At 66.7% G+C, this 22,658-nt stretch carries 27 protein-coding genes; 10 read left to right on the top strand and 17 right to left on the bottom strand.

Features of this window, described 5'->3' with window-relative positions:
- The first annotated feature begins 90 nt into the window (after positions 1 to 90).
- Positions 91 to 828, top strand: coding sequence for a phosphate signaling complex protein PhoU (gene phoU, locus EJ903_RS20210; RefSeq protein WP_342772185.1), 738 nt, complete (start codon positions 91 to 93; stop codon positions 826 to 828).
- A 98-nt stretch (positions 829 to 926) separates the two neighbouring features.
- On the opposite strand, the gene EJ903_RS20205 is transcribed toward phoU, so the two are convergent.
- Entirely contained in the window at positions 927 to 2,198 is a 1,272-nt protein-coding gene (locus EJ903_RS20205; protein ID WP_126618822.1) for a lytic murein transglycosylase, read from the bottom strand.
- Positions 2,199 to 2,399: 201 nt separating this feature from the next.
- Between EJ903_RS20205 and EJ903_RS20200 the strand changes: the two genes are divergently transcribed.
- Both EJ903_RS20200 and EJ903_RS20195 read left to right on the top strand, forming a co-directional pair.
- Entirely contained in the window at positions 2,400 to 3,488 is a 1,089-nt protein-coding gene (locus EJ903_RS20200) for a glycosyltransferase family protein (protein ID WP_126618820.1), read from the top strand.
- Between the two features lie 93 nt (positions 3,489 to 3,581).
- A complete protein-coding gene (locus EJ903_RS20195) occupies positions 3,582 to 4,085 on the top strand; it encodes a GNAT family N-acetyltransferase (RefSeq protein WP_126618819.1) in 504 nt (167 codons plus the stop codon).
- A 12-nt stretch (positions 4,086 to 4,097) separates the two neighbouring features.
- Here EJ903_RS20195 and EJ903_RS20190 read toward each other — a convergent pair whose 3' ends face one another.
- The gene (locus tag EJ903_RS20190; protein ID WP_126618817.1) at positions 4,098 to 4,412 is read right to left on the bottom strand and encodes a hypothetical protein; all 315 of its coding nucleotides are present in this window, start codon (positions 4,410 to 4,412) and stop codon (positions 4,098 to 4,100) included.
- A 168-nt stretch (positions 4,413 to 4,580) separates the two neighbouring features.
- On the opposite strand from EJ903_RS20190, the gene EJ903_RS20185 reads away from it, so the two are divergent.
- The 3 genes from EJ903_RS20185 to EJ903_RS20175 all read left to right on the top strand — a co-directional run bounded on the left by EJ903_RS20185 (position 4,581) and on the right by EJ903_RS20175 (position 5,918).
- On the top strand, positions 4,581 to 4,808 hold the full coding sequence (locus tag EJ903_RS20185) for a ribbon-helix-helix domain-containing protein (RefSeq protein WP_126618816.1): 228 nt from the start codon (positions 4,581 to 4,583) through the stop codon (positions 4,806 to 4,808).
- An 85-nt stretch (positions 4,809 to 4,893) separates the two neighbouring features.
- Entirely contained in the window at positions 4,894 to 5,616 is a 723-nt protein-coding gene (locus tag EJ903_RS20180) for a DUF599 domain-containing protein (protein ID WP_126618814.1), read from the top strand.
- A gap of 122 nt (positions 5,617 to 5,738) precedes the next feature.
- Positions 5,739 to 5,918, top strand: coding sequence for a hypothetical protein (locus EJ903_RS20175; protein WP_126618812.1), 180 nt, complete (start codon positions 5,739 to 5,741; stop codon positions 5,916 to 5,918).
- A 4-nt stretch (positions 5,919 to 5,922) separates the two neighbouring features.
- On the opposite strand, the gene EJ903_RS20170 is transcribed toward EJ903_RS20175, so the two are convergent.
- The 8 genes from EJ903_RS20170 to EJ903_RS20135 form a co-directional block, all read right to left on the bottom strand.
- Positions 5,923 to 7,638 carry an EAL domain-containing protein gene (locus EJ903_RS20170; RefSeq protein WP_246015784.1) on the bottom strand — a complete coding sequence of 572 codons (1,716 nt, stop codon included), beginning with the start codon at positions 7,636 to 7,638 and terminating at the stop codon, positions 5,923 to 5,925.
- A 157-nt stretch (positions 7,639 to 7,795) separates the two neighbouring features.
- A complete protein-coding gene (locus EJ903_RS20165; protein WP_158627959.1) occupies positions 7,796 to 8,902 on the bottom strand; it encodes an alkaline phosphatase D family protein in 1,107 nt (368 codons plus the stop codon).
- A 10-nt stretch (positions 8,903 to 8,912) separates the two neighbouring features.
- The gene (locus tag EJ903_RS20160) at positions 8,913 to 10,013 is read right to left on the bottom strand and encodes a 5-(carboxyamino)imidazole ribonucleotide synthase (RefSeq protein ID WP_126618809.1); all 1,101 of its coding nucleotides are present in this window, start codon (positions 10,011 to 10,013) and stop codon (positions 8,913 to 8,915) included.
- A 68-nt stretch (positions 10,014 to 10,081) separates the two neighbouring features.
- The gene (purE, locus tag EJ903_RS20155; RefSeq protein ID WP_126618927.1) at positions 10,082 to 10,552 is read right to left on the bottom strand and encodes a 5-(carboxyamino)imidazole ribonucleotide mutase; all 471 of its coding nucleotides are present in this window, start codon (positions 10,550 to 10,552) and stop codon (positions 10,082 to 10,084) included.
- A gap of 164 nt (positions 10,553 to 10,716) precedes the next feature.
- A complete protein-coding gene (locus tag EJ903_RS20150; RefSeq protein WP_126618807.1) occupies positions 10,717 to 11,133 on the bottom strand; it encodes a c-type cytochrome in 417 nt (138 codons plus the stop codon).
- A 2-nt stretch (positions 11,134 to 11,135) separates the two neighbouring features.
- Positions 11,136 to 11,963, bottom strand: a complete 828-nt coding sequence (locus EJ903_RS20145) for an ABC transporter ATP-binding protein (RefSeq protein ID WP_126618805.1) — start codon at positions 11,961 to 11,963, stop codon at positions 11,136 to 11,138.
- Entirely contained in the window at positions 11,960 to 12,940 is a 981-nt protein-coding gene (locus EJ903_RS20140; RefSeq protein WP_210211491.1) for a FecCD family ABC transporter permease, read from the bottom strand. The genes EJ903_RS20145 and EJ903_RS20140 overlap by 4 nt, the downstream gene beginning before the upstream one ends.
- A gap of 152 nt (positions 12,941 to 13,092) precedes the next feature.
- The gene (locus EJ903_RS20135; protein ID WP_126618801.1) at positions 13,093 to 14,205 is read right to left on the bottom strand and encodes an ABC transporter substrate-binding protein; all 1,113 of its coding nucleotides are present in this window, start codon (positions 14,203 to 14,205) and stop codon (positions 13,093 to 13,095) included.
- A gap of 265 nt (positions 14,206 to 14,470) precedes the next feature.
- Between EJ903_RS20135 and EJ903_RS20130 the strand changes: the two genes are divergently transcribed.
- The gene (locus EJ903_RS20130; RefSeq protein ID WP_246015782.1) at positions 14,471 to 14,968 is read left to right on the top strand and encodes a group III truncated hemoglobin; all 498 of its coding nucleotides are present in this window, start codon (positions 14,471 to 14,473) and stop codon (positions 14,966 to 14,968) included.
- A gap of 38 nt (positions 14,969 to 15,006) precedes the next feature.
- Here the strand turns inward: EJ903_RS20130 and EJ903_RS20125 are convergent, their stop codons facing one another.
- Positions 15,007 to 15,207 (bottom strand): YdcH family protein, encoded by a 201-nt coding sequence (locus tag EJ903_RS20125; RefSeq protein WP_126618800.1) that lies wholly within the window; start codon positions 15,205 to 15,207, stop codon positions 15,007 to 15,009.
- A gap of 234 nt (positions 15,208 to 15,441) precedes the next feature.
- On the opposite strand from EJ903_RS20125, the gene EJ903_RS20120 reads away from it, so the two are divergent.
- Both EJ903_RS20120 and EJ903_RS20115 read left to right on the top strand, forming a co-directional pair.
- Positions 15,442 to 16,536, top strand: a complete 1,095-nt coding sequence (locus tag EJ903_RS20120; protein ID WP_126618798.1) for an ATP-dependent 6-phosphofructokinase — start codon at positions 15,442 to 15,444, stop codon at positions 16,534 to 16,536.
- Positions 16,536 to 17,012 (top strand): TIGR02444 family protein, encoded by a 477-nt coding sequence (locus EJ903_RS20115; protein ID WP_126618797.1) that lies wholly within the window; start codon positions 16,536 to 16,538, stop codon positions 17,010 to 17,012. Before EJ903_RS20120 ends, EJ903_RS20115 begins: the two co-directional genes overlap by 1 nt.
- 10 nt (positions 17,013 to 17,022) lie before the next feature.
- Here EJ903_RS20115 and EJ903_RS20110 read toward each other — a convergent pair whose 3' ends face one another.
- The 5 genes from EJ903_RS20110 to EJ903_RS20090 all read right to left on the bottom strand — a co-directional run bounded on the left by EJ903_RS20110 (position 17,023) and on the right by EJ903_RS20090 (position 21,102).
- A complete protein-coding gene (locus tag EJ903_RS20110; RefSeq protein ID WP_210211490.1) occupies positions 17,023 to 17,394 on the bottom strand; it encodes a hypothetical protein in 372 nt (123 codons plus the stop codon).
- A 295-nt stretch (positions 17,395 to 17,689) separates the two neighbouring features.
- Positions 17,690 to 18,361 carry a carbonic anhydrase gene (locus EJ903_RS20105; RefSeq protein ID WP_126618795.1) on the bottom strand — a complete coding sequence of 224 codons (672 nt, stop codon included), beginning with the start codon at positions 18,359 to 18,361 and terminating at the stop codon, positions 17,690 to 17,692.
- A 143-nt stretch (positions 18,362 to 18,504) separates the two neighbouring features.
- Positions 18,505 to 19,134, bottom strand: a complete 630-nt coding sequence (locus EJ903_RS20100) for a UbiX family flavin prenyltransferase (protein ID WP_174237336.1) — start codon at positions 19,132 to 19,134, stop codon at positions 18,505 to 18,507.
- A gap of 80 nt (positions 19,135 to 19,214) precedes the next feature.
- Entirely contained in the window at positions 19,215 to 19,820 is a 606-nt protein-coding gene (locus EJ903_RS20095) for a DUF1013 domain-containing protein (protein WP_126618793.1), read from the bottom strand.
- Positions 19,821 to 20,094: 274 nt separating this feature from the next.
- Entirely contained in the window at positions 20,095 to 21,102 is a 1,008-nt protein-coding gene (locus EJ903_RS20090) for an NAD(P)H-quinone oxidoreductase (RefSeq protein WP_126618791.1), read from the bottom strand.
- Positions 21,103 to 21,193: 91 nt separating this feature from the next.
- Between EJ903_RS20090 and EJ903_RS20085 the strand changes: the two genes are divergently transcribed.
- Positions 21,194 to 21,391, top strand: a complete 198-nt coding sequence (locus EJ903_RS20085; RefSeq protein WP_126618790.1) for a DUF1192 family protein — start codon at positions 21,194 to 21,196, stop codon at positions 21,389 to 21,391.
- Between the two features lie 152 nt (positions 21,392 to 21,543).
- On the opposite strand, the gene EJ903_RS20080 is transcribed toward EJ903_RS20085, so the two are convergent.
- Positions 21,544 to 22,350, bottom strand: coding sequence for a DUF2189 domain-containing protein (locus EJ903_RS20080; RefSeq protein WP_126618788.1), 807 nt, complete (start codon positions 22,348 to 22,350; stop codon positions 21,544 to 21,546).
- Between the last annotated feature and the right edge of the window lie 308 nt (positions 22,351 to 22,658).

The following is a 22,658-nucleotide window of genomic DNA, read 5'->3' as shown; positions in this document are numbered from 1 at the left end:
TCTCCTAAAATAATCTATGCCAAACGTTAAGATCCAGAGCGGGCGCGCGATTGTTGCACGCGCCGCCCGCGCGTCTGACGGGAAAGGGACATGACCATGGCCGGTGGGCACACGGTGGCGGCGTTCGATGCGGAATTGGCGGCCCTTCATGCGGCGGTCGACCGGATGGGTGCGTTGGTGGAACAGCAATTGGTGGGGGCGCTCGACTCCCTGGCCACCGCCGACGCCGAAAAGGCCACCCAAGTGATCGCGGGCGACGCCGCCATCGACCAGTTGGAAACGGAGGTGGAGGCGATGACCATCCGCCTGCTGGCGCTGCGTCAGCCGATGGCGAAGGATCTGCGCGACATCGTGGCGGCGCTGAAGATTGTTTCGAATTTGGAACGAATGGGGGATTTTGCCGGATCGGTCGCCAAACGGGCGGTGACGCTGGCCGGTTTGCCCAGCCTGCCGCCGTTGGGGTCGCTGGCTTGGATGGGGCGGTCGGTGGTGGCCATGGTCGCCGACATGCGCCGCGCCTACGCCGATCAGGATGCGACGCTCGCCGCCGCCATCCGTGACCGAGATGGTGAGGTCGATGCCGCCTACACCAGTCTGTTCCGTGAGTTCCTCACTTACATGATGGAAACGCCGTCGCAGATCACCGCCTGCACCCATCTTCTGTTCGCCGCCAAATCGATTGAGCGGATCGGCGACCACGCCACCAACGTGGCGGAGAACATCCTGTATCTGGTGGACGGTCGTTTGCCGTCGCAGGAGCGGAACAAGGAGGATCTCAGCAGCTTCGCCGTGGCGTTGCCATCCGTTCCCGAATCAGAACAAAACTGATGTTTCAAGACTGGTTACGCACCCGGAACAGTACCCGGAACAGTACCCGGAACAGTACCCGGAACATGATGTTCCGGATGCGTAACGGTTTCATGGGGTTATGACGTCTGGCGCAGGCGTTCCAGCAGCGCCTTGGTGGCGAAGCCGTCGGGGATGGCTCCGATGGAGGTCTGGAACCGGCGCACCGCGTTGCGGGTGTTGGCCCCGACGATGCCATCGGCCGCCCCCGGCTCCAGCCCCAGCGCGGCGAGACGCTGTTGCAGCTCCAGCCGTTCGTCGCGGCTCAGAGCCGGTTCCTGGCGCGGCCAGCTTCCGACCACCCCCGCGAGCCCGGCCATGCGGTCGGCCAGCAGCGCCACCGCCAGCGCGTAGCTGGTGGAGGGGTTGTAGCGCATGATGGCGCGGAAATTCTCCCGCACCAGGAAGGCCGGCCCCTGGTGGCCCGCCAGCACCAGAACCGCCGCCGGGGCGTCGCCGGTCAGCGCACCGCCATCGACCGCAACCACCCCCAACCGCGCCCACTCCGACAGCGGCTTGGTCACGGTCAGTTCGGCCTGATCATAGGGGAAGTCGGCGGGCAACCGGACCTCCTGGCCCCAGGCTTCGCCGGTGCGCCAGCCGTTGGCCTGAACGAACGTCGCGGTGGAGGCCAGCACATCGGGCATGCTGCCCCAGATGTCGCGGCGGCCATCGCCGTCCTCGTCCACCGCGTGTTTCAGGAAGATGGTGGGCATGAACTGAGTCTGCCCCATCGCCCCGGCCCACGAGCCGGACATGCGGTCAAAGCCGATGTCGCCGGAATCGAGGATGCGCAGCGCGGCCAGCAGCTCCGTGCGGAAATAGGCGGCGCGGCGGCCCTGGTAGGCCAGCGTCGCCAGCGCGTCGATCACCGGGAAACCGCCGGTGGATGCACCGAAATCGGTTTCGATGCCCCAGAAGGCGACCAGGATCTCCGCCGGAACGCCCGACCGCTGGCTGACCCGCGCCAGCAGGGCGGCGTGATCGCGCATCTTCTGCCGCCCGGTCTGCACCCGCTTGTCGTTCACCGCGCTGTCGAGATACTGCCAGACCTGCCGGGCGAATTCCGGCTGGCTCGAATCCAGCTCCCGCACCCGGTCGGACAGCTTCACGGACTGAAAGGCGCGGTCCACGGTCTGCCCCCGGATGCCCTGGCTCACCGCCTCGGCCCGCAGCGCCTTCACCCAGTCGGCGAAGCTCGGCTGTTGCTGAAGGGCGGCGGCGGTCGGCGTGGCGGGCGCGATGGCGGTTGGCGCGCCGACGCTGCCGGTGGTCTGGCACCCGGCCAGCATCACGGTGCCAAACAGCAGGCGGGCGAACGGGCGAAGGCGGGCGCGGGGCAGGGTGGGCATGGGAGTCATCGTGATCGCTGGGGACATGGTGGGTTGACCCTAGTGCGGATCGCGCCAAAGCGGAATCGATTTGCGCCATCGGTCGCGCGGTTGGGGTCTGCCCCGCTTGCTGGTCTGGTCGACCGGGCCATATCAGAGCATGATGAGCGGGGGCGCAGGCCCCGCCGACAGGGGCCGTGGGATCAGAAGGGTGACGCCACCATGAAGATCGTGATTCTCGGTTTGGAGGGCGCGCGGGACGGCGCGGGGCACAATGACAGCGCCCTGCGTTGGCGGGCGTTGATCCAGGCGCTGGCCCGGCGCGGTCATCGTGTGGTGGCGGTGGAGCGCGGCGCGGCGCTGGTCGCCCCTCCGGTCCCGCCCCCCGGTGTCGAGTGGTTGCGCTATGAGCAATGGGGTGAGGTGGCCGCCACCGCCGCCCGCCACGCCGACGAGGCCGGGTTGGTGCTGGCGCTGGCGCAAGGACCGGATGGCGTCGCGGCGGCGGTGCTGGCCCGCGAGTCGCGGGCGGAACGCCGGGCGCTGTATGATCCGGACGCGGCGGAGTCGCTTACGGCGCTGGTGCGGGGGGACGCGCCCGGCCATCTGCCCGGTGATGGCCAAGGCGGCGTCGATCTGGCGGGCTTTGATCTGGTGCTGGCCTCCGGCGGCGGTCCGGCGCTTGATCTCTACCGCCAACGGGCCAGGGCGGCGGCGGTGGCCCCGCTCTACCCCTGGATCGTGCCGGACCTTCACCATCCCGCCGACGCCAGAACCGCCTACCTCGCCGATCTGGCCTGCGTCGCCCCGCCGTTGGGCGCAGCGCAGGCCGGGATGGAGCGCTTTTTCCTGAGCGTGGCCCGGCGTTTGCCGCGTCGGCGCTTTCTGCTGTCGGGCGGTGATCCGCCCGACACGCTGGACGTGCCGCCCAACCTGCGGACGCTGCCCGCCCTGGACCACACCGAACGTGGGGCGATGCTGGCCTCGGCCACCCTGACGCTGGCGCTGGCGCGCGACGATGAGCGCGCGATCGGCTGGTTCCCATCGGATCGGTTGTTCGAGGCGGCGGCTTGTGGTGTGCCCATCGTCGCCGACCGGTGGGAGGGGCTGGACGCCTTTTTCGAGCCGGGGCGGGAAATCCTGGTGGCGAACGACACCGACGACGTGACCACCGGTCTGATGCTGCCGCGCGCCCATCTGGCCGAGCTGGGGCGGCGCGCGCGCCAACGCGTTCTGTCCGAACACAGCGCCGAACGCCGGGTGCAGGAGTTGCGGAGCCTGCTGGACTTGACCGGCGGCGGCGACGACTGAGCGGGCGGCGTTCGGCTTGGGTTGGCGTTGATCGGGGGGAGGCGGTCGGGCTATCGTCGCGGCCCTCTCCCGTCCGTCAGAAGGCGCGCCTTGATGCCGACCGTCACCATCCGCCCCGCCCGTGAGGCCGACAGCGCCACCATCATGCGGTTTGTCCGCGAATTGGCCGAGTTCGAGCGCGAACCCCATTCGGTCAAATCGAGCGAGGAGGATTTGCGCCGCGACGGCTGGGGCGACACGCCGATGTTCGAGGCGCTGATCGCGGAGGTGGACGGCGTGGCGGTCGGCTTCGCCCTGACCTCCCGCACCTATTCGACGTGGGAGGGGCGGCCCGGTCTGTTCGTCGAGGATCTCTACGTCACCCCCGACGCCCGCCAGTATGGCGTGGGCCGCAGGCTGCTGGCGGCCATCGCCCGCCGGGCGGTGGAGCGCGGCTATCGCCGGGTCGATCTGAACGTGCTGGATTGGAACCCGGCGCGCGGTTTTTACGACCGCCTCGGCTTCCGCCAGATGGCGGACTGGCTGCCCTACCGGTTGACCGGCCCCGCGCTGGCCGATCTGGCGGCGGATGACCGGGCGGCGGATGGCGCGGCGTAAGCGTCGGTCGCCTCAGGCCGCGCGGCGCGCGGCGCGTTGGGCCGCCAGATCGGCGGCGTCAGCGCGGGCGAGCGCACGCGTCACCAGCGCGTTGAACAGGGCACCGACCGGCTGGCCGCCGGTGTCGCCATCACCGTCGTTATCCCGGCCGAACGAAGCGGACCACCCGGCGGCGCGGCGGCGAAAGCGGTCGCCCAACGGTGGGCCTTCCATCCACACCGCCCCTTCCTCCGCCGGGCCGACCACACGCCAGCCGCAGCGCTTCAACTCCGCCACCCGGTTGCGGGCGATCAACGCGCGATCCTCGTCCAACGCCGTTCCGCTCATGCGACTCTCCCTGGATCAAACGGGGGAAACGTCAAAGGGGCATGGGAATAGGGTATGAGGGGTTGCGCGTTTGATCAAGAACAAAATAAGAACATTCGTGAGGGTTGGACCGTTGAAGCCGCTTGCGCTAGGCTGACCGTCGGTTCCATTCCACAGAAGCGCGGCACGATGAAAAAGCGTTCGGTGATGATCGCTGGTCATCCCACCAGCGTGTCACTGGAAGAAGAGTTCTGGGACGCCCTGAAGTCCATCGCGCAAGGCCGGGGTCTGTCGGTCAACGCGCTGATCGAGGACATCGACCGCAACCGCAGCGGCAACCTGTCGAGCGCCATCCGCGTGCATGTGCTGAACGCGCTGCTGGCGGGTGGGGGAACGGCTGGACAGGGACAGGATTGACCGGTAGACGGGCGTGGCGCGTCCAGCCCGTGTTGGTGTTGGTTTCCCCGTTCTGAAGTTTCTCCGTTCTGAAGAGTGCTGCCCCGTGCTGTTTGATCTGCCGCCGCTCGACCTCGCCGCTTTTGGCTGGTTTGTCGCCTCGTGGGTGGGATTCACCATCATCCAGGACCACATCGCGCGCGAACGCCAGGGGGTGAACCAGCATCTGAAGATCGTGCGCCGCCACTGGATGGCGCAGATGCTTCAGCGCGACAACCGCATCATGGATTCGCAGCTGTTCGGCCACACGATGCACAGCTGCACCTTTTTCGCCTCCACCAACATGCTGGTGTTGGCGGGGCTGGTCGGGTCGTTCGGCGCGATCGAGCACGCGCATGATCTGGTGCTGGGCCTGTCCTTCACCGTCAAGACCTCGCGTCAGATTTTCGAATACAAGCTGTTGGTTCTGGTGGGAATCTTCACCTTTGGCTTTTTCAAGTTCACCTGGGCGCTGCGGCAATACAATTACTGCTGCGCCCTGATCGGCTCCGCCCCGATGGCCCCCTTGCCCGACGATGTGGTGCGGGAGATGGCGGCGACGCTGGGCGACGCGCTGACGCTGGCCGTCACCGCGCTGAACGGCGGGATGCGGGCTTATTACTTCGCCCTGGCGGTGCTGGCCTGGGTGGTGGGGCCGGTGTCGTTCATGCTGGCGACCACGGGCATCATTGTTGTGCTGGCGCGGCGTCAGGTGTTCTCCGACACCGAGAAACTCATTCGGATTCAGACCGACCGCTTGGAACAAAATTCCTTAAAAAAACAACAATAATCGCTCAAATCCCCTCGATTCCCGAACGGACGGAGTATACCCTATGACCTATGGAATATAGGGTTATTCGGTCGGTCAGAGGGTGGCCCGCACGGGTGCAACCTGTGGCGATGGGGGATGAGATGATGAACACACACGCGCAATCGGCCTGGGAAGCCATAACCATTTTGGATGAAGCCGCCGACCTGCTGACGGCGCTGCGGCTTTACGACGGACGCACCAGCCGCGATTCCTTTGCGGAAAAGCAGGCGATCCTGAATCGCGCGCGTGAACGGCTGGATTCGGTCCGCGTCCTGGCCTGAAGCGTCAGCTTTTCCAGACCACTTTGCCGCCGCTGCGCACCTTAGACCAATCCTTGGCGAAATAGGCAAAATCGCGCGATGGGCGGCTGAACAGGAAGCCCTGCGCCAGCGGCACGTCCAGATCGACCAGCAATTGGGCGTGAACGGCCTCCTCCACCTGTTCCCCGATCAGGGTCAAGCCAAGCTGGCGGCACACGTCGGTCATCGAACGCAGCATCGCCATGTCGCGCGGGTTCTGCACCGCGCCGCGCACGAATTTCCCATCGATCTTGGCGTAATCGGCCTGGATGCCGTAGAGCGACTGGAATGAGGTCGATCCCGCCCCGACATCGTCCAGGCAGATGCGGTAGCCGACGCTGCGCAGCTTTTGCAGCACCTCGTTCAGCTTGGCGATGTCGGCGACCACAACGGTTTCCGTCACCTCGATCAGCAGCTTTTTGTAGAGGTCGCCATAGGGTTCGACCACCGTCTGGAACTGCTTGAGGAAGATCGGACTCATCAGGGTCTTGGCCGACAGGTTGATGGCGACGTCCGGCAGCTTCGGTTCCTTGCGGTACACCTTCAGCGTGTCCAAAACGGTCTGCGTCAGCAACAGGTCGAAGTCATAGATCAGCCCGACATCCTCGGCGAAGGTGATGAAATCGGCGGGGGAACTCATCCCCTCCACCCGCGTCAACGCCTCCAGATGGTGGACCGCCTGGGTTTCCAGGTCGATGATCGGCTGATAGACGACGAAGAAGTCCTTTTTCTCGATGGTGGCGCGCAAACGCGCGATCCGTTCCACCGCGTCGGACATCATGCGGTTGGCCCCATCCTCCAGGCTGGAGATGGTGAAATCCCCGCCCTGGGCCGAGGCAAAGGCCTGGACGGTGTAGACCAGGGCGCGGGCGGCGTCGGCGGCCCCCAGCGTGTCGTCGGTCATGTCCACGGTCCAGGAGCGGATGCCGCCGGGCAAGGCCCCGCCCGCCGCCTGGATGATCTGGGCGATGTGGCCCTGCACCTCGCGCCCGTCGATGTCGGCGGCGTGGACGATGCCGTAACGGTCGCCGCTCAACTGTCCGGCGCTGTCGCCGTCGGCGGAGATGCCGCGCAGATAGGCGTCGATCCCCTCCTTGATCTCCTCCGCCGCGCCTTCGGGCAGCGCCTCCACCATCGACTGCAAGCCTTCGACCAGCAGCAGGGTCAGGCCGTGGTCCAACCCCTTTTCCCGTGCGTTGACGATGCGCTCTTCCAGGATGTTGCTGAAATGGTGGGCGTCCATCAGTTCGCCCACCGGTGCCACCCCGCTGACGCTGCTGCTCGGCCCGGTGGTCAGCAGCACGGTGAGGAAGAGGGAGCCGGGGCAGGAATCCAGGCGGCAACCGCCCAGCAGGGCCGGGAATTTCTGGCCGTCGATGGCCTGGAAGATCACGCGGGCCGGTTTGATCCGCGCCTTTTCCTGGATGCGGTCGAACAGCACATGGACGTATTTGCGGTCGCTGGGGGCCACCACGTCGAGGATGTTGGTGCCGACCAGCCCGCCGACGTCGCCCTTGGTCAGGCGGCAGCGGGCACCGGCGGAAAACAGGATGGTTCCCATGCTGTCGGTTTCGATCAGCAGATCGGCGGCGGCGAAGGCGAAACCGACGAAACGGTCGCGGTCGCGGCTGGACTGGGGGCGGCGTTCCCCGGCGGTGCCAGCCGGGGTTTTCCGAATCGCCATGTCCTGCGCGAGTGTCATCGGGACCTTAACTTAAAATTTGAAATAAAGTTTAGCAGGTTTGCGCATTTTCCATCAAAGAGTAACGGAGAACGGCAACGGTTGAAAGCCGCATGATACCGCGAGGTCATCCGTCAAAGGTCATGGATGGGTCTGCGCCCGCCGATGGGCCTTTGGATTATCCGGCTCGCAAATCGGAAAGCGACAGGCGGGTGGTGCGTCGTTCCACACCCTGGACATCGGCCACCGCCAACGCCACCGATTCCGCCGCCCAGTCAATGGTGATGCGCCCGACATTCGCCCCGATCCAGCGGTCGCCCAAGCGATTCGGCCCGGCCTCGCCCCGTTTGGCCGACGTCACCCGGTTGATGCCGCTGGAGGTCAGTTCGGTCAGCGGGTAGGGGTGGCCGTCGGTTTCGCGGTAGAGCGCACCGAAATGGCGGTCGCCGGACAGCAGCACCACGCCGTTCGTCCGCCCGATCAGGTCCAACAGGCGCTGGCGCTCGCGCGGCAGGTTGCCCCAGCGCTCCCACCCATGCCCCTCGGCCAGGATTTGGATGGAGGACAGCAGCAGGCGCAATTCGGCGGGCTGGCGGAACTGCTCCTCCAGCCACGCCCATTGCGCCGGACCCAGCATGGTCTTGGCCGGGTCGTCGTCGGGAAGGTAACGCTCCCGCCCCGGCGCGCCGCGCGAATCGGTCTTGCGCAACGGCGAGCGGAAGGAGCGGGTGTCGAGCATCACCACCTGAACCCGCCGACCGGGCGGGCCGAAGACGCGGGCGGTGTAAACCCCCTCGCGCGCCCAACGCGGGTCGTCGGGCGGCAAGGCCCAATGCTCGGCGAACAGCCGTTGCGCGGCGCGGCGGTGGGGGTAGCTGGCCCCGCCGTCGTTGCGGCCCATGTCGTGGTCGTCCCACACCGCCATCACCGGCACGGCGGCGCGCAGACGGGCCAACCCCTCGACCGCGTTGGCCTGGGCGTAGGCGGCGCGCAGTTCGGTCAGGTCGGGGCCGGGCGAATCACCGTAAACGTTGTCACCGCCGAACAGGAACAGCTCCGGCGGGTCGGCCAGCACGGACTCCCAGATCGGTTGCGGTTGGGTCTGGTCGGCGCAGGAGCCGAAGGCGATGCGGGTCAGCGGTTGGGTTGCGGCCCGTGCGGCCAGCGCGTTCAAGGTTGGATGCGCTGAGGCGGGTGACGCTCCGGCGCTGCTGGGCAGGGTCAAGGCCGCCAGCGCCCCCAGCAGAACCGCGCGGCGCGGGGGTGCGGGGGGCGTGCCGGTCATGTCGCGCGGCTCACGCGGTCTTGGGGAACAGGCGGTTGACGTGGCCCATCTTGCGACCGGGCCGCGCCTCCGCCTTGCCATACAGGTGCAGGCGGACGCCGGGGTCGGCCATCAGCGTCGGCCAGGCCAGCGCGTCGTCGCCGATCAGGTTGGTCATCTCGGCGTCGGCCACCCGCTCCACCGATCCCAGCGGCAGGCCGCAGACGGCGCGGACGAGCTGTTCGAACTGGCAGGAGGCGCAGGCGTCCATCGTCCAATGGCCGGAATTGTGCGGGCGCGGGGCCATTTCGTTGACCAGCACGCTGCCGTCGGGGGTGACGAACATTTCAACCGCCAGCACGCCGACCAGATCCAGCGCCTCCGCGATCCGGCGGGCGACGCGTTCGGCCTCGGCGGCGGTGTCCGGCGCGACGCGGGCCGGGGCGATGGTGACGTCGAGGATGCCGTTCTTGTGGCGGTTTTCCACCGCCGGATAGGCGACCATCGCGCCGTCGCCGCCGCGCGCCACGATCACCGACACCTCGCAGGCGAAGGTGACGAAGCCCTCGACAATGGCGGCGTCGGTCTTGATCGAGTCCCACGCGGCGGTGATGGCGTCGGCGCTGTCGGTCGCGGCGTCGATGCGCGCCTGACCCTTGCCGTCATAGCCCAGACGGGTGGATTTCAGGACGCAGCGCGGCCCGATCGCCGCCACCGCCGCCGCCACATCGGCGGCGCTGTGGGCGGCGCGCCAGGGGGCGGTTCCGATGCCCAGCCCGTTGACGAAGGATTTCTCCGCCACCCGGTCCTGCGCCACCGCCAGCACGTTCGGCCCCGGATTGACCGTGGTGAAGCGGCGCAGATGCTCCACCGTGGCGACCGGCACGTTTTCCCATTCCAGCGTCACCGCGTCCACCGACCGGGCGAAGCGTTCCAACGCCGCCCAATCGTCCCAATCGGCCACGGTCGCGGCGGCGCTGACCTGGGCCGCCGGGCTGTCGGCGGCGTCGGGGGCGTAGACGTGGGTGCGGTAGCCCAGACGAGCCGCCGCCATGGCCGTCATCCGGCCAAGCTGACCGGCACCCAGCATGCCGATGGTGGCACCGGGGGCCAGGGTGGGGATGCGGCTCATCGTCGTGGCTTTCTGTGCAGGCCGTGGCTGTGGAGGCGGGGGCCGTGTTGGGACTTGGGCGGTTGCGGTCAGGCGGCGGGGCTGTCCACCGGCACCTCGGCCACCGCGTCGGTCTGGCGGGCGCGCCAGGCGTCCAGCGCGTCTTCGATGTCGGGATCGTTCAGCGCCAGGATGGAGGCGGCGAGCAGCGCGGCATTGATCGCCCCGGCCTTGCCGATGGCCAGCGTGCCGACGGGAATCCCGCCCGGCATCTGCACGATCGACATCAGGCTGTCCATGCCCTTCATCGCGTGGCTTTCCACCGGCACGCCCAGCACCGGCAGCAGCGTCATCGACGCGACCATGCCGGGCAGATGGGCGGCCCCGCCAGCCCCGGCGATCACCACCTTCAGCCCGCGCGACTGCGCGGTGGTGGCGTATTCGACCATGCGGGCGGGGGTGCGGTGGGCCGAGACGATGCGGGTTTCGTGCGGCACGCCCAGCGCGGTCAGCGTGTCGGACGCGTGCTTCATCGTGGTCCAGTCGGATTGACTGCCCATGATGATGCCGACCAGCGGCGAACCGTTCGGGGTGCTGTTCTGGGAATCGGCGGTCACGGCGGCTGACTTTCCATAGGGGCCGGAAAGCGGCGCATTATAGAAAGAGACGGGCCAGAGTCCAGAGCATCGCGGCGTGGAGAACGCACCACGCCGCGCAATTCGCGCTATGGGCCGGGGGCTGCGGGCGTCAGCGATTTCAGGAAGGCGATCAGGTGGCGGGTCTCATCCTCCCGCTTCAGCCCGACGAAGGCCATGTTGGTGCCGGGCACGACGCCGCCGGGGTCGGCGAGAAAGCGGGCCAGCAGCGCGTCGTCCCATGTCTTGCCATCGGCGCCAAAGGCGCGCAGGGCGGCGGAAAAATCGAAATTCGGTGCGGCGGCCACACGACGGCCAAACACGTCCGTCAGATCCAGCCCGGTCTGTGCCCCGCCCGCCGCCCCCGCGCTGTGGCAGATGGCGCATTTGTTGAAGACCTTGAGGCCTTTGGCGGGATCGCCATCGGCACGCGCGTGCCCACCGCCCACCAAAGACCCAAACAGGATGACGGACAGCGACAGGACCAAGGTGAGGGAGGAGCGCATCGTCAGGCACCGGGGGAAAACAGGGCAGGGGGAACGGGCGGCGGATCGCCACCCAGCGAGCCAATCGGCTGAATCACGGGGTTGCCGCGCCCGTCGCGCAGAATCTCCACGGACGCGCCATAGGTATCGGCGATCAGCGCCGCGCTGATGAGATCGGTCGGTGCGCCCATGATCGCCGACGCGCCGGGGCGCATCACGATCAGCCGGTCGGCGTATTGGCAGGCAAGGTTGAGATCGTGCAGGACAACGACGGTCGCCAGATCGCGCTTGCGGGTTTCCAGCCGCACCAGATCGAGCAGGCGAATCTGATGGCGCAGGTCCAGCGCGCTGACCGGTTCGTCCAACAGCATGACGCGCGGCTCCCGCATCATCACCTGTGCGAACAGCACCATTTGGCGCTGGCCGCCGCTCAACGTGCCGATGTCGCGGTCGGCCAGATGCAGCACCCCGGCGGCGTCCAGGCGCTGGGTGGCCAACTCCAGGGTTTCGTCGTCGATGTGCAGCCCCAAACGCCCCAGACGCCCGACCACCACCACCTCCAGCGCGGTGAGCGCGATGTCGAGATGGGTGTCCTGGGGCATGTAGGCGAAGTGGCTGCGCCACGCCTGCCCCCGCCCCAGTCGGCTGTTCGGGCGCAACGCCTGATCGCCGATGCGGATGCCCCCCCGGCTGATGGGCAGATCGCCGAACAGCGCGCGGATCAGCGTGGTCTTGCCGGTCCCGTTGGGGCCGATGACGACGTGAACCAGCCCGGGGGTGAGCGACAGAGTCAGGTCCTGAATGATGCAGGCGGTGCCGCGCCGGACTTCGACCTGTTCGAGAGCGATCATGACAGTCCGGGTCTCCTGAAAATCAACCAGAGGAGAAAGGGAACCCCCACCAGCGCCGTGACGATGCCGATTGGAAACAGCGATCCCGGCACGATGGTCTTGGACAGGACCGACGCCGCCGACAGCATCAGCGCGCCGGCGGCCATCGATGCGGGCAGGTGAAAGCGTTGATCCTCGCCCACCGCCATGCGGGCGATGTGCGGCGCGATCAGGCCGATGAAGCCGATCACGCCGACGAAGCTGGTGGCCGTCGCCGTCATGATGGCGACGATCGCCAGCACCTCCACCCGCAGCGCGCGGACGTTGACGCCAAGGCTGGCCGCCCGCAACTCGCCCATCGCCAGGGCGGCAAGACGCCAGGACAGGCGAAAGAGCAGGCCGCAGCACAGCGTGGTCACACCGGCGGTGATCGACAGCGTCAGCCAGGTTGCCTTGGTCAGGCTGCCGAACAGCCAGAACAGGATTTGCTGCGACAGTTCGGGCGCGGACATGAACTGGATCAGCGACACCAGCGACTGAAACAGGAACAGCAGCGCGATCCCGCCCAGAATGATGGTGTCCCCACCCCGCCGCCGCAAAGACGCCAGCGCGAGCAGGAAACCCGCCGCCAGCATGGAAAAGACGAAGGCCCCCAGCGGCACGGCGACCAGAACCGGCAAACCGAAGCCGCCAAAGGCCAGGGTGGCCGCCGCGCCAAACCCGGCCGCCGCCGCCATGCCCAGGGTGTAGGGGCTGGCCATGGGGTTGGCGAGCAGAAGCTGCATTTGCGCCCCACCGGCCCCCAACGCCGCGCCGACGACCAGCGCCATCAGCGCCATCGGCAACCGCAGGTCCCAGACGATGGCGTCGGTCATCGCCGACCGCCCCTCCCATCCGAACAGGGAGCGGACCACCTCGCCGGGCGACAGCAGCGAGGGGCCGGTGGCCACGTCGAGAACCAACGACGCCAGGGACAGGCCGACATAGGTCAACAGCATCCACAGACGCCGCTGTTCACGGTGCCTGTGGCGCTGGATGGCCGTTTGTCCGGCCGGATGGGGGGCTGGCATGGTGGGAACCGAATGGCTGCGGCGTGCGCTGGCGGTGGTCCGGAGGCGGAAGGATGGCCCCCGGACCATGCAGCGCAGGCTCAGGGCTTTTTCCAGGAGACGACGAAGGTTCCGGCCGGGCGGACCGGCAGGTATTTTTCGTAATAGGCGAGGTAGTTCTTCAGCGGATCCACATCGGCGAACTGCTCCGGGTACAGTTGCTTGGCGATGAACTGGGCCATGGCGAAATCCGACAGGGTGCGCGATGCCCCCTGGTAGACGCCGAACAGCTTGCCGTTCTTGATGGCCGTCACCTGCGACCAGCCGGGGCGGTTGGCGAAGGCCGCGAGTTTGCGCTCGGCGTCGGCCGCATCGACCTTCTGGCCCATGGTCATCGCGGTTTCGTTCTTGTTGTTCTCGCGCCCGGAGATGAAAATCGCGTCCGGGTTGGCGGCCAGCACCTTTTCAGGGTTGATCGGACCCCACCACTCCACAAAGGGGGCGGCGATGTTGTCGCCACCGGCGGCGGTCGCCATCGCCCCCCACATGTTCTTGCCGTATGTGAAGGAGTGTTCCGCCGGTCCCTTGTTGCCGAACTCGACATACACTTTCGGCTTGGGCTTGCCCGCCTTGGCGATCCGCGCGGCGACGTCCTTCATCGCAGTCTGATAGAGGTCGGCGATCTCGGCGGCGCGGGCCGCTTGGCCGGTGGCCTCGCCCAGCACACGGGCAGACGCGAGGTGACGCTCCAGCGTTTGGGCGTTGAAATCAACCACCAGAATCGGAATGCCGCTCTCTTCGATCCGGTCGGCGTCCAGGCCAAGCGCCTTGTATTGCCAATCCGCCAGCACGACCAGATCGGGTTTCAGCGCCAGAACCTTTTCCACCGAGAAGGTTTGCGCTTCGACCTCGCCCACATCCGCGATTGTGTCCAGGGACGGGCGCGCGGCCACATGCATGGCCCAGTTGGCGGGAACCCAACCGGCCCAGGCGTCGCGCGAAATCCCCACGACCGAATCAAAGGCGTTGGGGCCGCCCACCGCCATGAAGTCTTCAAAATAGAAGCCCAGCAGGACACGCTTGGCCGGAAGGTCCGCCTTTACGGTGCGACCGATCACGTCGGTGACGGTCTTGACCTCGGCGTGCAGTGGGGTGGCGGGCGAGGCCAGCAGACAGGCCAGCAGGCCGAGGGTGCAGCGAATGGCGGACGTCATACCAGGAATCCCTAAGATTTCAGCAACATATCCCAAGGCGGCGCGCCAGGGTTATGATATTAAGAGTTATTATCAGTTGGATGGGTGCGGATCAAGCCGCGTTCTCGTTCATCGGATCAAAGGGGCTTTGCGGAAGGGGGGCGTTGCGGGTGGGGGAGAATGACCAAGTCCGGCGCTGCGACAATCCGGTCCTTTCGCCAGCCCCGCCGCGCGCCTATGCTGCGGGCCGTTGCCCTGCACCATTGCCGTTGCGAAAGCCCCGATCATGACCACCCACGCCGCCCCCCTGTCGAACCCCCATGGCTCCGATGCCCATGCGCCCGAAGGGCATGAGCAAACGGTGGAGGAGCGCCGTGACATCCGCACGGCGATGGCGCAGGAGCGGATGGCGGCGGTCGGCATCGACGAGGCGGGGATTGAACGGCTGGTCCGCCGTTTCTACGGCAAGATCATGACCGACGACCTGCTTGGCCCGATCTTTGGCCGCATCATCACCGATTGGGAACCGCATCTGCGCAAGATGATGGATTTCTGGTCGTCCATCGCGCTGCTGACCCAGCGTTACGACGGGCGTCCGATGCCGGTCCACATCCAGCTCGGCTTGGAGCCGCCGCATTTCGAACGCTGGTTGTCCCTGTTCCGCGAAACGGCGCACGAGCTGTTTCCCGCCGACGGGGCCGAATTCCTGATCGGCAAGGCCGAGAACATCGCCCGCAGCTTCCAGATGGGCATCCAGTTCTTCACCGTGCCGAAAAAGCCGTAAGCGGCGACAGTGGCAAAGGGAGAGCCGCCGCGCCCGCGTCAGGCGATGATGTCGGGCAGCAGGCGGCTTTCCAGCAGCATGATCTGGTCCTTCAGCATCAGTTTGCGCTTTTTCATGCGCTGCAACTGGAGCTGGTCGTAGGGCGCGCGTTCCACCAGCCGGGCGATCACGTCGTCCAAATCGCGGTGTTCGCTGCGCAAGGTCGCCAGCTTGTCCTTTAAGATCTCTTGCTCGCTCATTGCGTCCGTTGCGGAAGCTCCTGGGGGTGCGGCGGCATACGGACATCGCCCGGCCCCGGCGCGCGGGACTATAGCAGAAATCCGCCAAAGCGGCAGCGCGAAACGGTCAGTCCTGTCCGCCGGTTATGCGACGATGTGGGGCCTTGCGGTTGCCCCTTCGCCGTTTGCGGAAAAGACCGGTTCCGCTACCATAAGGCAACCGACAGAACCAACCGGAATGGGATGGAACCCCCTATGAGCGCCACCACGACAGCCGGAAAGCGCATCGGCATTCTCACCAGCGGCGGCGATTGCGCCGGGTTGAACGCGGTCATCCGCGCGGCGGTCCACCGGGCCACCGGCTATGGCTGGGAGGTGGTGGGCATTCGCGAGGGCACGCAGGGGCTGTTGCATCGCCCGGTGCAATATGTGCCGCTGAACCTGTCCAACGTCGATGGCGCGATGATGCGTCAGGGCGGAACCGTTCTGGGAACCACCAACCGGGGCGACCCCTTTGCCTACCCGATGGCCGACGGCACGCTGAAGGACCGGTCGGACGAGATCATCGGCGGCTATCACGAATTGGGGCTGGACGCGCTGATCGGCATCGGCGGCGACGGCAGTTTCGCCATCCTGCACAAGCTGGCGCAGAAGGGCGGCTTCCCGATGGTGGGCGTGCCCAAGACCATCGACAACGATCTGGGCATGACCGAGGTGTCGGTCGGCTACGACACCGCCGTTGCCGTGGCGGTGGAGGCGTTGGACCGCCTGCAACCGACCGCCGCCAGCCACCAGCGCGTGATGGTGCTGGAGGTGATGGGCCGCGACGCCGGGCACATCGCCTTGGCCGCCGGAATCGCGGGCGGGGCGGATGTCGTGCTGATTCCCGAGATTCCCTATTCCATCGAACGCATCGCCGCGAAGATTCAGGAGGTTCGGGCGTCGGGCCGGAATTTCGCCCTGGTCGTGGTGTCGGAAGCGGTCAAGACCCTGGAAGGGACCGGGGTGAAGAAGCTGTTGCAGGGTGGGGAGAAGCGTTACGGCGGCATTGGCGACTACATCGGCGAGAAGATCGCCGACGCCACCGGGGCCGAAACCCGCGTCACCGTGCTGGGCCATGTCCAGCGCGGCAGCATGCCCAGCCCGCGCGACCGGCTGATCGCCTCGGCCTTCGGCGTTCACGCCGTCGATCTGATCGCGGAGGGCAAGTTCGACCGCATGGTGGCCTGGTCCAACCGGGGGGTCATCGACGTGCCGATCACCGACGCCATCGCCCGCTATTCCTGCGTCGAGCTGGACAGCGCCCTGGTGCGCACGGCGCGCGGCCTCAACATCAGCTTCGGTGATTGATGACGGAGGCGCTACCCAACCCGTTCTGGACCTTTTCCCTGGCCGTCTACGCGCGGCCGGGGGTTCCCCCCGCGTGCCTGGTGTTGCAGGACCGGCGGGGCATCGACGTCAATCTGCTGCTGTTCGCCGCCTGGGCCGGGATCGGCTGCGGGGTGGCGCTGACGGCGGAACGGCTGGCGGCGCTGGACGCGGCGGTGGCCGGGTGGCGGCGCGACATGGTGCAGCCGCTGCGGGCGATCCGCCGCCGGGCCAAGGGCGAGGATGAGGCGCTGTACCGCCGGATGAAGGCGGCGGAATTGGAAGCCGAACGGGTTCAGCAGGACCGTCTGTTCGCCGCGTCGGGCCTGGTGCCCGGTGGGGACACGGGCGCGGATCGCAGGGGATTGGCCGCCGCCAACATGGCGTTGCTGATTCCGGGGGGCGATCCGGCGCTGGACGCGCTGGTGGCGGCGCTGGAGGACGGGAACGGGGCCTGATCCGCGCCGGTCAGCGGTTCAGGATCAGCATCTCGGCGTCGCGTTCGATGTCCGACACGACAAAGGGCTTGCCGACGTAAAAGGCGCTGCACCGCTTGCCGCTGACCAGGCGGGTCAGCGACGCTTCCCATTCCCGTCCCTTCGGGCCGATGATGCGCAGCTTCATTTCCTCGATCAACGGGTAGATCTTGTAGGGATCCATCAGGATGGGTTCGCCGGGCGGTGTGGCGAACATCGCCTGATTGAGCGTCATCGTCTTGCCGTTGATCTCCACCGTGACGTCCTGCGCCCACGGGCAGCCGTTGGGTTTGGCCCCCTCGTTGGCGTGGGCCGGGGTGGTGAGCAGGGACAGACCAACAAGGCCAAGAGGAAAGAAGGACACAAAAGCAACCAGCGCCGACCGAAAATGTCGCGCAAAGGTCAAAATCGTACCCTGCCAAGTCCTATGTGTGTGAATAACCATGACTCGCCGATCCATCTCGTGGTCGGATATTAGCGCTTGGGTGCCAAGTCCGACCACTCAGGGCTGCTCCGAACCGGCAAACTAGACGGTTCACGCTTGAGGGAGGCATGACGGTTTCCCAGGACTGCCTCAACAATCCTGCAAGTCGATGCGATGGATGGCGTGGCAGTGTGTGGTTGTGCGATGGACGCCGAAACGGGGGCGTCGCCGCCGATCAGTCCATCAGTTCAAACAGCCGGGAGGTCGTGTTCAGGCCCCACAGTTCGCCGGTTCCCAGATCGAACCACCAGCCATGCAAGGTCAGGGTCCCTTGTTCCACCCGTTCGCGCACAAAGGGGAAGGTCATCAGATTGTCGACGGAGGTGCGAACCACCGCGCGTTCGGCCACCCCCGGCCAGCCATCGGGCCGCGCCCCGCTGCTCAGATCGCCCGTCTTGGCGTCGATGTAGGGATCGAGCGCCGACGCGGCGATCGACACCCAGGGCGACACGAAATCGTCCTTCGCCTCTTCGCCGCTGCGCAGGCGGATCAGGCCCTGCACGCCGCCGCACTGGGAATGACCGATCACGATGACCTCGGACACCTGCAACACGCGCACGGCGTATTCGATGGCGGCGGAGGTGCCGTGGTAATTGCCGTCGGGCTGGTAGGGTGGAACCAGATTGGCGACGTTGCGGACCATGAACAGTTCGCCCGGTTCGGACATGGTCAACAGGGCGGGATCGACCCGGCTGTCCGAACAGCCGATCATCAGGATTTCCGGGTGTTGCCCGTCCTTGACCAACTGCGTCATGCTGCCGGGGCGACGTTCGTAGTAGCGGGCGCGGAATCCTTTGACCCCCGCCAGCATCTGCCGGATCACCGGGCTTTTTTCACGAAACGGCATGATCGGTCTGCCCCTTGTCCTGTGTGGATCGGAGTCGCTGCGGATCGGCGCGACCGCTGGATCGCCCGGCCTTCTATAGCCGCATTCGCACGCGCGTCAAAGCCGACTGTTGCTGTGCGGCATTGGGGAAGGGCTGAGGTGGATCAATCGGTTGCCGTGGGTGGGGATGGCTCACCCCAACGGCGCAGATTGCCCGCCTCCAGACCGAACAGATCCAGGACCCGTCCAACCGAATGGTCAATCAGATCGTCGATGCTGGTGGGTTTGGCGTAAAAGGCCGGAACCGGCGGGGCGATCACCGCGCCCATTTCGGCCAGCGCCGTCATGGTGCGCAAATGGCCCAGATGCAGCGGGGTCTCCCGCACCATCAGCACCAGCCGCCGCCGCTCCTTCAGCGTGACATCGGCCGCGCGGGTCAGCAGGGTGGAGGTGACGCCGCTGGCGATCTCGCTCATCGTGCGGACCGAGCAGGGGGCGACCACCATGCCCAGCGTGCGGAAACTGCCGCTGGAAATCGCCGCACCGATGTCGGCGGCGGCGTAATGAACGTCGGCCAGCGCCCGCAGCTCCGCCACCTTCATCGAGGTTTCGTGGGCGAGCGTGACCTCCGCCGACCGGCTGATGACCAGATGGGATTCAACCCCCAGACGGCGCAGCGTGGTCAGCGTGCGGATTCCATACACCACACCCGACGCGCCGCTGATGCCGACGACCAGACGTTGGGGGGCGGCGCTGGCCGGGGCAGGGCCGGGAGAAGGCGGATTGCGGGTCACAGGCCGGTGCTCCCAACAAAACCCCCCGTTCCGATGGGGCGGAAACAGGGGGCTTGTGTGTCATCAGGATGGCGTCAGGCTCAATCCTCGGACGGGTCCCGGTAGGGGCCGGGATCCTCGTCCTCATACTCCTCGGTCGGCTCCTGCGGGGGCAGGGGGGTGCCGCCGCGACGGATGGCCAGCGCCAGCGCCTCTTCCAACTCGCGCTGGGTGCACAGGCCCAGCAGGACCGGGTTGCGCGTCTTGATGTTGGCGGCGTTCCAGTGGGTGCGGTCGCGCACCGACGCGATGGTCGGCTTGGTCGTGCCGATCAGGCGGCAAATCTGCGCGTCCGACAGCTCCGGGTGGTGCTTCAGCAGCCAGGCGATGGCGTCGGGCTTGTCGCCGCGCTTGGTGATCGGGGTGTAGCGCGGACCCTTGGAACGGGCGGCGACCTGCGGCAGATCGGCGACCAGAAGCTTGAGGCGCAGCGCCTCGTTCTTCTCGCAGCGTTCGATCTCGGTCTTGGTCAACTGGCCGTTGGCGACGGGATCAAGGCCGACCATGCCGACCGCCACCTCGCCATCGGCGATCGCCTGGACTTCCAGCGAATGCAGGCCGCAGAAGGCGGCGATCTGCTCGAAGGACAAGGACGTGTTCTCAACCAACCAGACGGCGGTCGCTTTCGGCATCAAGGGCAGTGCCATCATCCCTCCTGACAACTCATGTCCAGACGCGCCCGCTGGCGGGTGGCGCGATCCATCATTCTCACTGGGTCAATCTCGCCGGACGCTTTCACGACCGGAGCCACGCCGGGGACCGGCCTAGCCATTGATCATGCCAGCCTGCGGCAACGTGCAAGCACGCTTACGCAGGCTCACCGGGGGTGCCCGGTCGCCCACACCCCTCTGCTACCCTGTCTTGCCCGGTCAAGGCAAGCCCATCCAGGGCGTGCGGCGTCACAAAGTGGCAAAAAACAGATCACGGCGCGACGGTCAGCACGATTTTGCCAATGTGCGCGCTGCTTTCCATCAGCCGGTGGGCGTCTTCGGCCTGCTCCAACGGGAAGGTGGCGTGGATCAGCGGCTTGATCACCCCCTGGTCCAGCAGCGGCCAGACCGACGCGCGCAGGGCGCTGGCAATCCGTCCCTTTTCCGCCACCGGGCGGGCGCGCAGGGTTGATCCGGTCAGCGTCAGCCGCTTCATCATGACCGGGGCCATGTTCAGCGTGACCTTGGGGCCGTTCAGGAAGGCGATGGAAACGTGCCGCCCATCCATCGCCAGGATGTCGATGTCCCGCGCGATGTAATCGCCGCCCACCATGTCCAGCACCACGTCCACGCCGCGCCCGCCGGTGGCTTCGCGGATCACGGCGACGAAATCCTCGGTCTTGTAGTTGATGGCGCGGTCGGCCCCCAGGGCGACGCAGGCGGCGCATTTGTCGGTGTTGCCCGCCGTGACATAGACGGTGGCCCCGAACGCTTTGGCAAGCTGGATCGCCGTGGTTCCGATGCCGCTCGACCCGCCATGGATCAGCAGGCTTTCACCGGGCTTCAACCCCCCGCGTTCGAACACGTTGGTCCAGACGGTGAAAAAGGTCTCCGGCAGGGCGGCGGCCTCCGCCAGCGACAGCCCCGTTGGAATCGGCAACGCCTGGACCGCCGGGACCACACAGTATTCGGCGTATCCACCCCCGGCGACCAGGGCGCAGACGCGATCCCCGACCGTCCACCCCTCCACCTCCGGCCCGACGGCCACGATGGTTCCGGCGATTTCCAGACCCGGCAGGTCGCTGGCACCGGGGGGCGGGTCGTACCGGCCCTGGCGCTGCAAGGTGTCGGGCCGGTTCACCCCGGCGGCGGCCACCGCGACCAGCAAGTCGCCGGGGCCGGGGGCGGGCAGCGGGCGGTCGGCGAGGCGCAGCACCTCCGGCCCACCGGGGGCGGTGATGGTGACGCAGCGCATGCGGTCGGGCAGGGCGTGGCTCATGCGGTTTCCCCGGTTTGCATTGGTGAAGGGGATAGGTAGAGTCGCGGCCACCGTCTGACAAGGCGGGCGACTGAATGGGAGGACCGGACGCATGACCCTGAAGGACGATTTCGCCGATCTGGAGCCGCGCGCTGCCAAGCCGACGCCCAAGGACCTGACCGTGCTGGGTGTGGCGGAGATCGAAGCCTACATCGCCGGGCTGGAGGCGGAAATCACCCGCGCCCGGGCGGCCATCGCCGCCAAGCAGGCGCAGAAATCCGCCGCCGAGGCGTTCTTCAAGACGCCATGAGAGGCCGTGGAACGCCGATCAAGAAAAAGCCCTTCTCCCGGTTGGGACGAAGGGCTTTTCCGTAAGGAATCAGTGCCGTGGGGGGAGGCGGCAACGGTTATGGCGCTGTGGTGCGGAACCGGTAAATGTGAGAAGGCGGCCGGGGCGGGTGGTCAGGGCCGTTGACCGACCAGATCGCGGTAGCAGTGCCAGGAGGCGTGACCGATCAATGGCAGGGCCAGAGCCAGACCCAGGAAACCCGTGACCATCCCCGCCGAGGTGAACAGCGCGACCAGGAAGGCCCACACCATCATCGGACGGATGTTTTCACGGACCACGGCGATGCTGGTGGCCATCGCGGTGAACAGGTCGGTCTCGCGGTCCAGCAGCATCGGGATCGACACGACGGAGATGGCGAACACACCCGCCGCGATCACCGCACCGAACACGGTCCCGGTCAGCAGGAAGGGGATGGTTTCCGCCGAGAAGAAGATGCGATCCACCAATTGGTCGAAGGCGGGCGGTTCGGACGAGAAGAACAGCGCGAAGATCAGGAAGGCCACGCGGATCCAGGCCAGCAACGCCATCATCAGGACCATACCGATGCTGCTGATCTGCGTGGCGTTGCGCTGGTAAGCCTGCGCAACCTTCCACAGGGTGGGCTTTTCCCCCATCTCCAGCAGGCGGCTGGTCTCGTACAGGCCGACAGCGAAGAGCGGCCCCAGCAGCATGAAGCCTGCGGCCATCGGCAGAATGAGATACTCCAACTCCTTCATCGCCAGACCGGCGACCAGGATGAAGCTGGAAAGCACGGCGAGCGCGCCAAAGCCGAAGCTGATCGCCGGTGCGGCCATCATGTCGCGCCATGCGGCGGTGAGCCACAGCCACGGGCGATCATCCTCAACCGCCCGAATCGGTGGCAGGAAGGCGGTGGTTTGCGACTGCTGAACCGAACCGCGAAACGACGTCATGTCCACCATCAGCCCGATCCTTCCCCGATTGCCCGGCGGTCCCCCGCGATACGAACGGGGACACTCACCCTCAAACTGTCACACGAGTTCGGCAAATGTGGCAAGGGCCAATTGTTCAGGGAGTCAATTGTCTTAGAAAAACCAGGGTTAATCTGAGCCTGTGGCTTGGTTTTTATGACCTTCGGATGGGGGTGGCCCCAGTCGGAGCGGATAGATGCCCGGACTCGGCTTAGGAGCCGATTCAAAATAGATGAATCGGCTTGGCTTGTGGTGCGGTCGGGGATTTTCAGCGGGAGTCGCTGCGGGTAGACTCGACG

Source organism: Azospirillum griseum (assembly GCF_003966125.1).
Lineage (GTDB): Bacteria > Pseudomonadota > Alphaproteobacteria > Azospirillales > Azospirillaceae > Azospirillum > Azospirillum griseum.
This window is presented reverse-complemented; position numbering and strand designations above follow the sequence as displayed.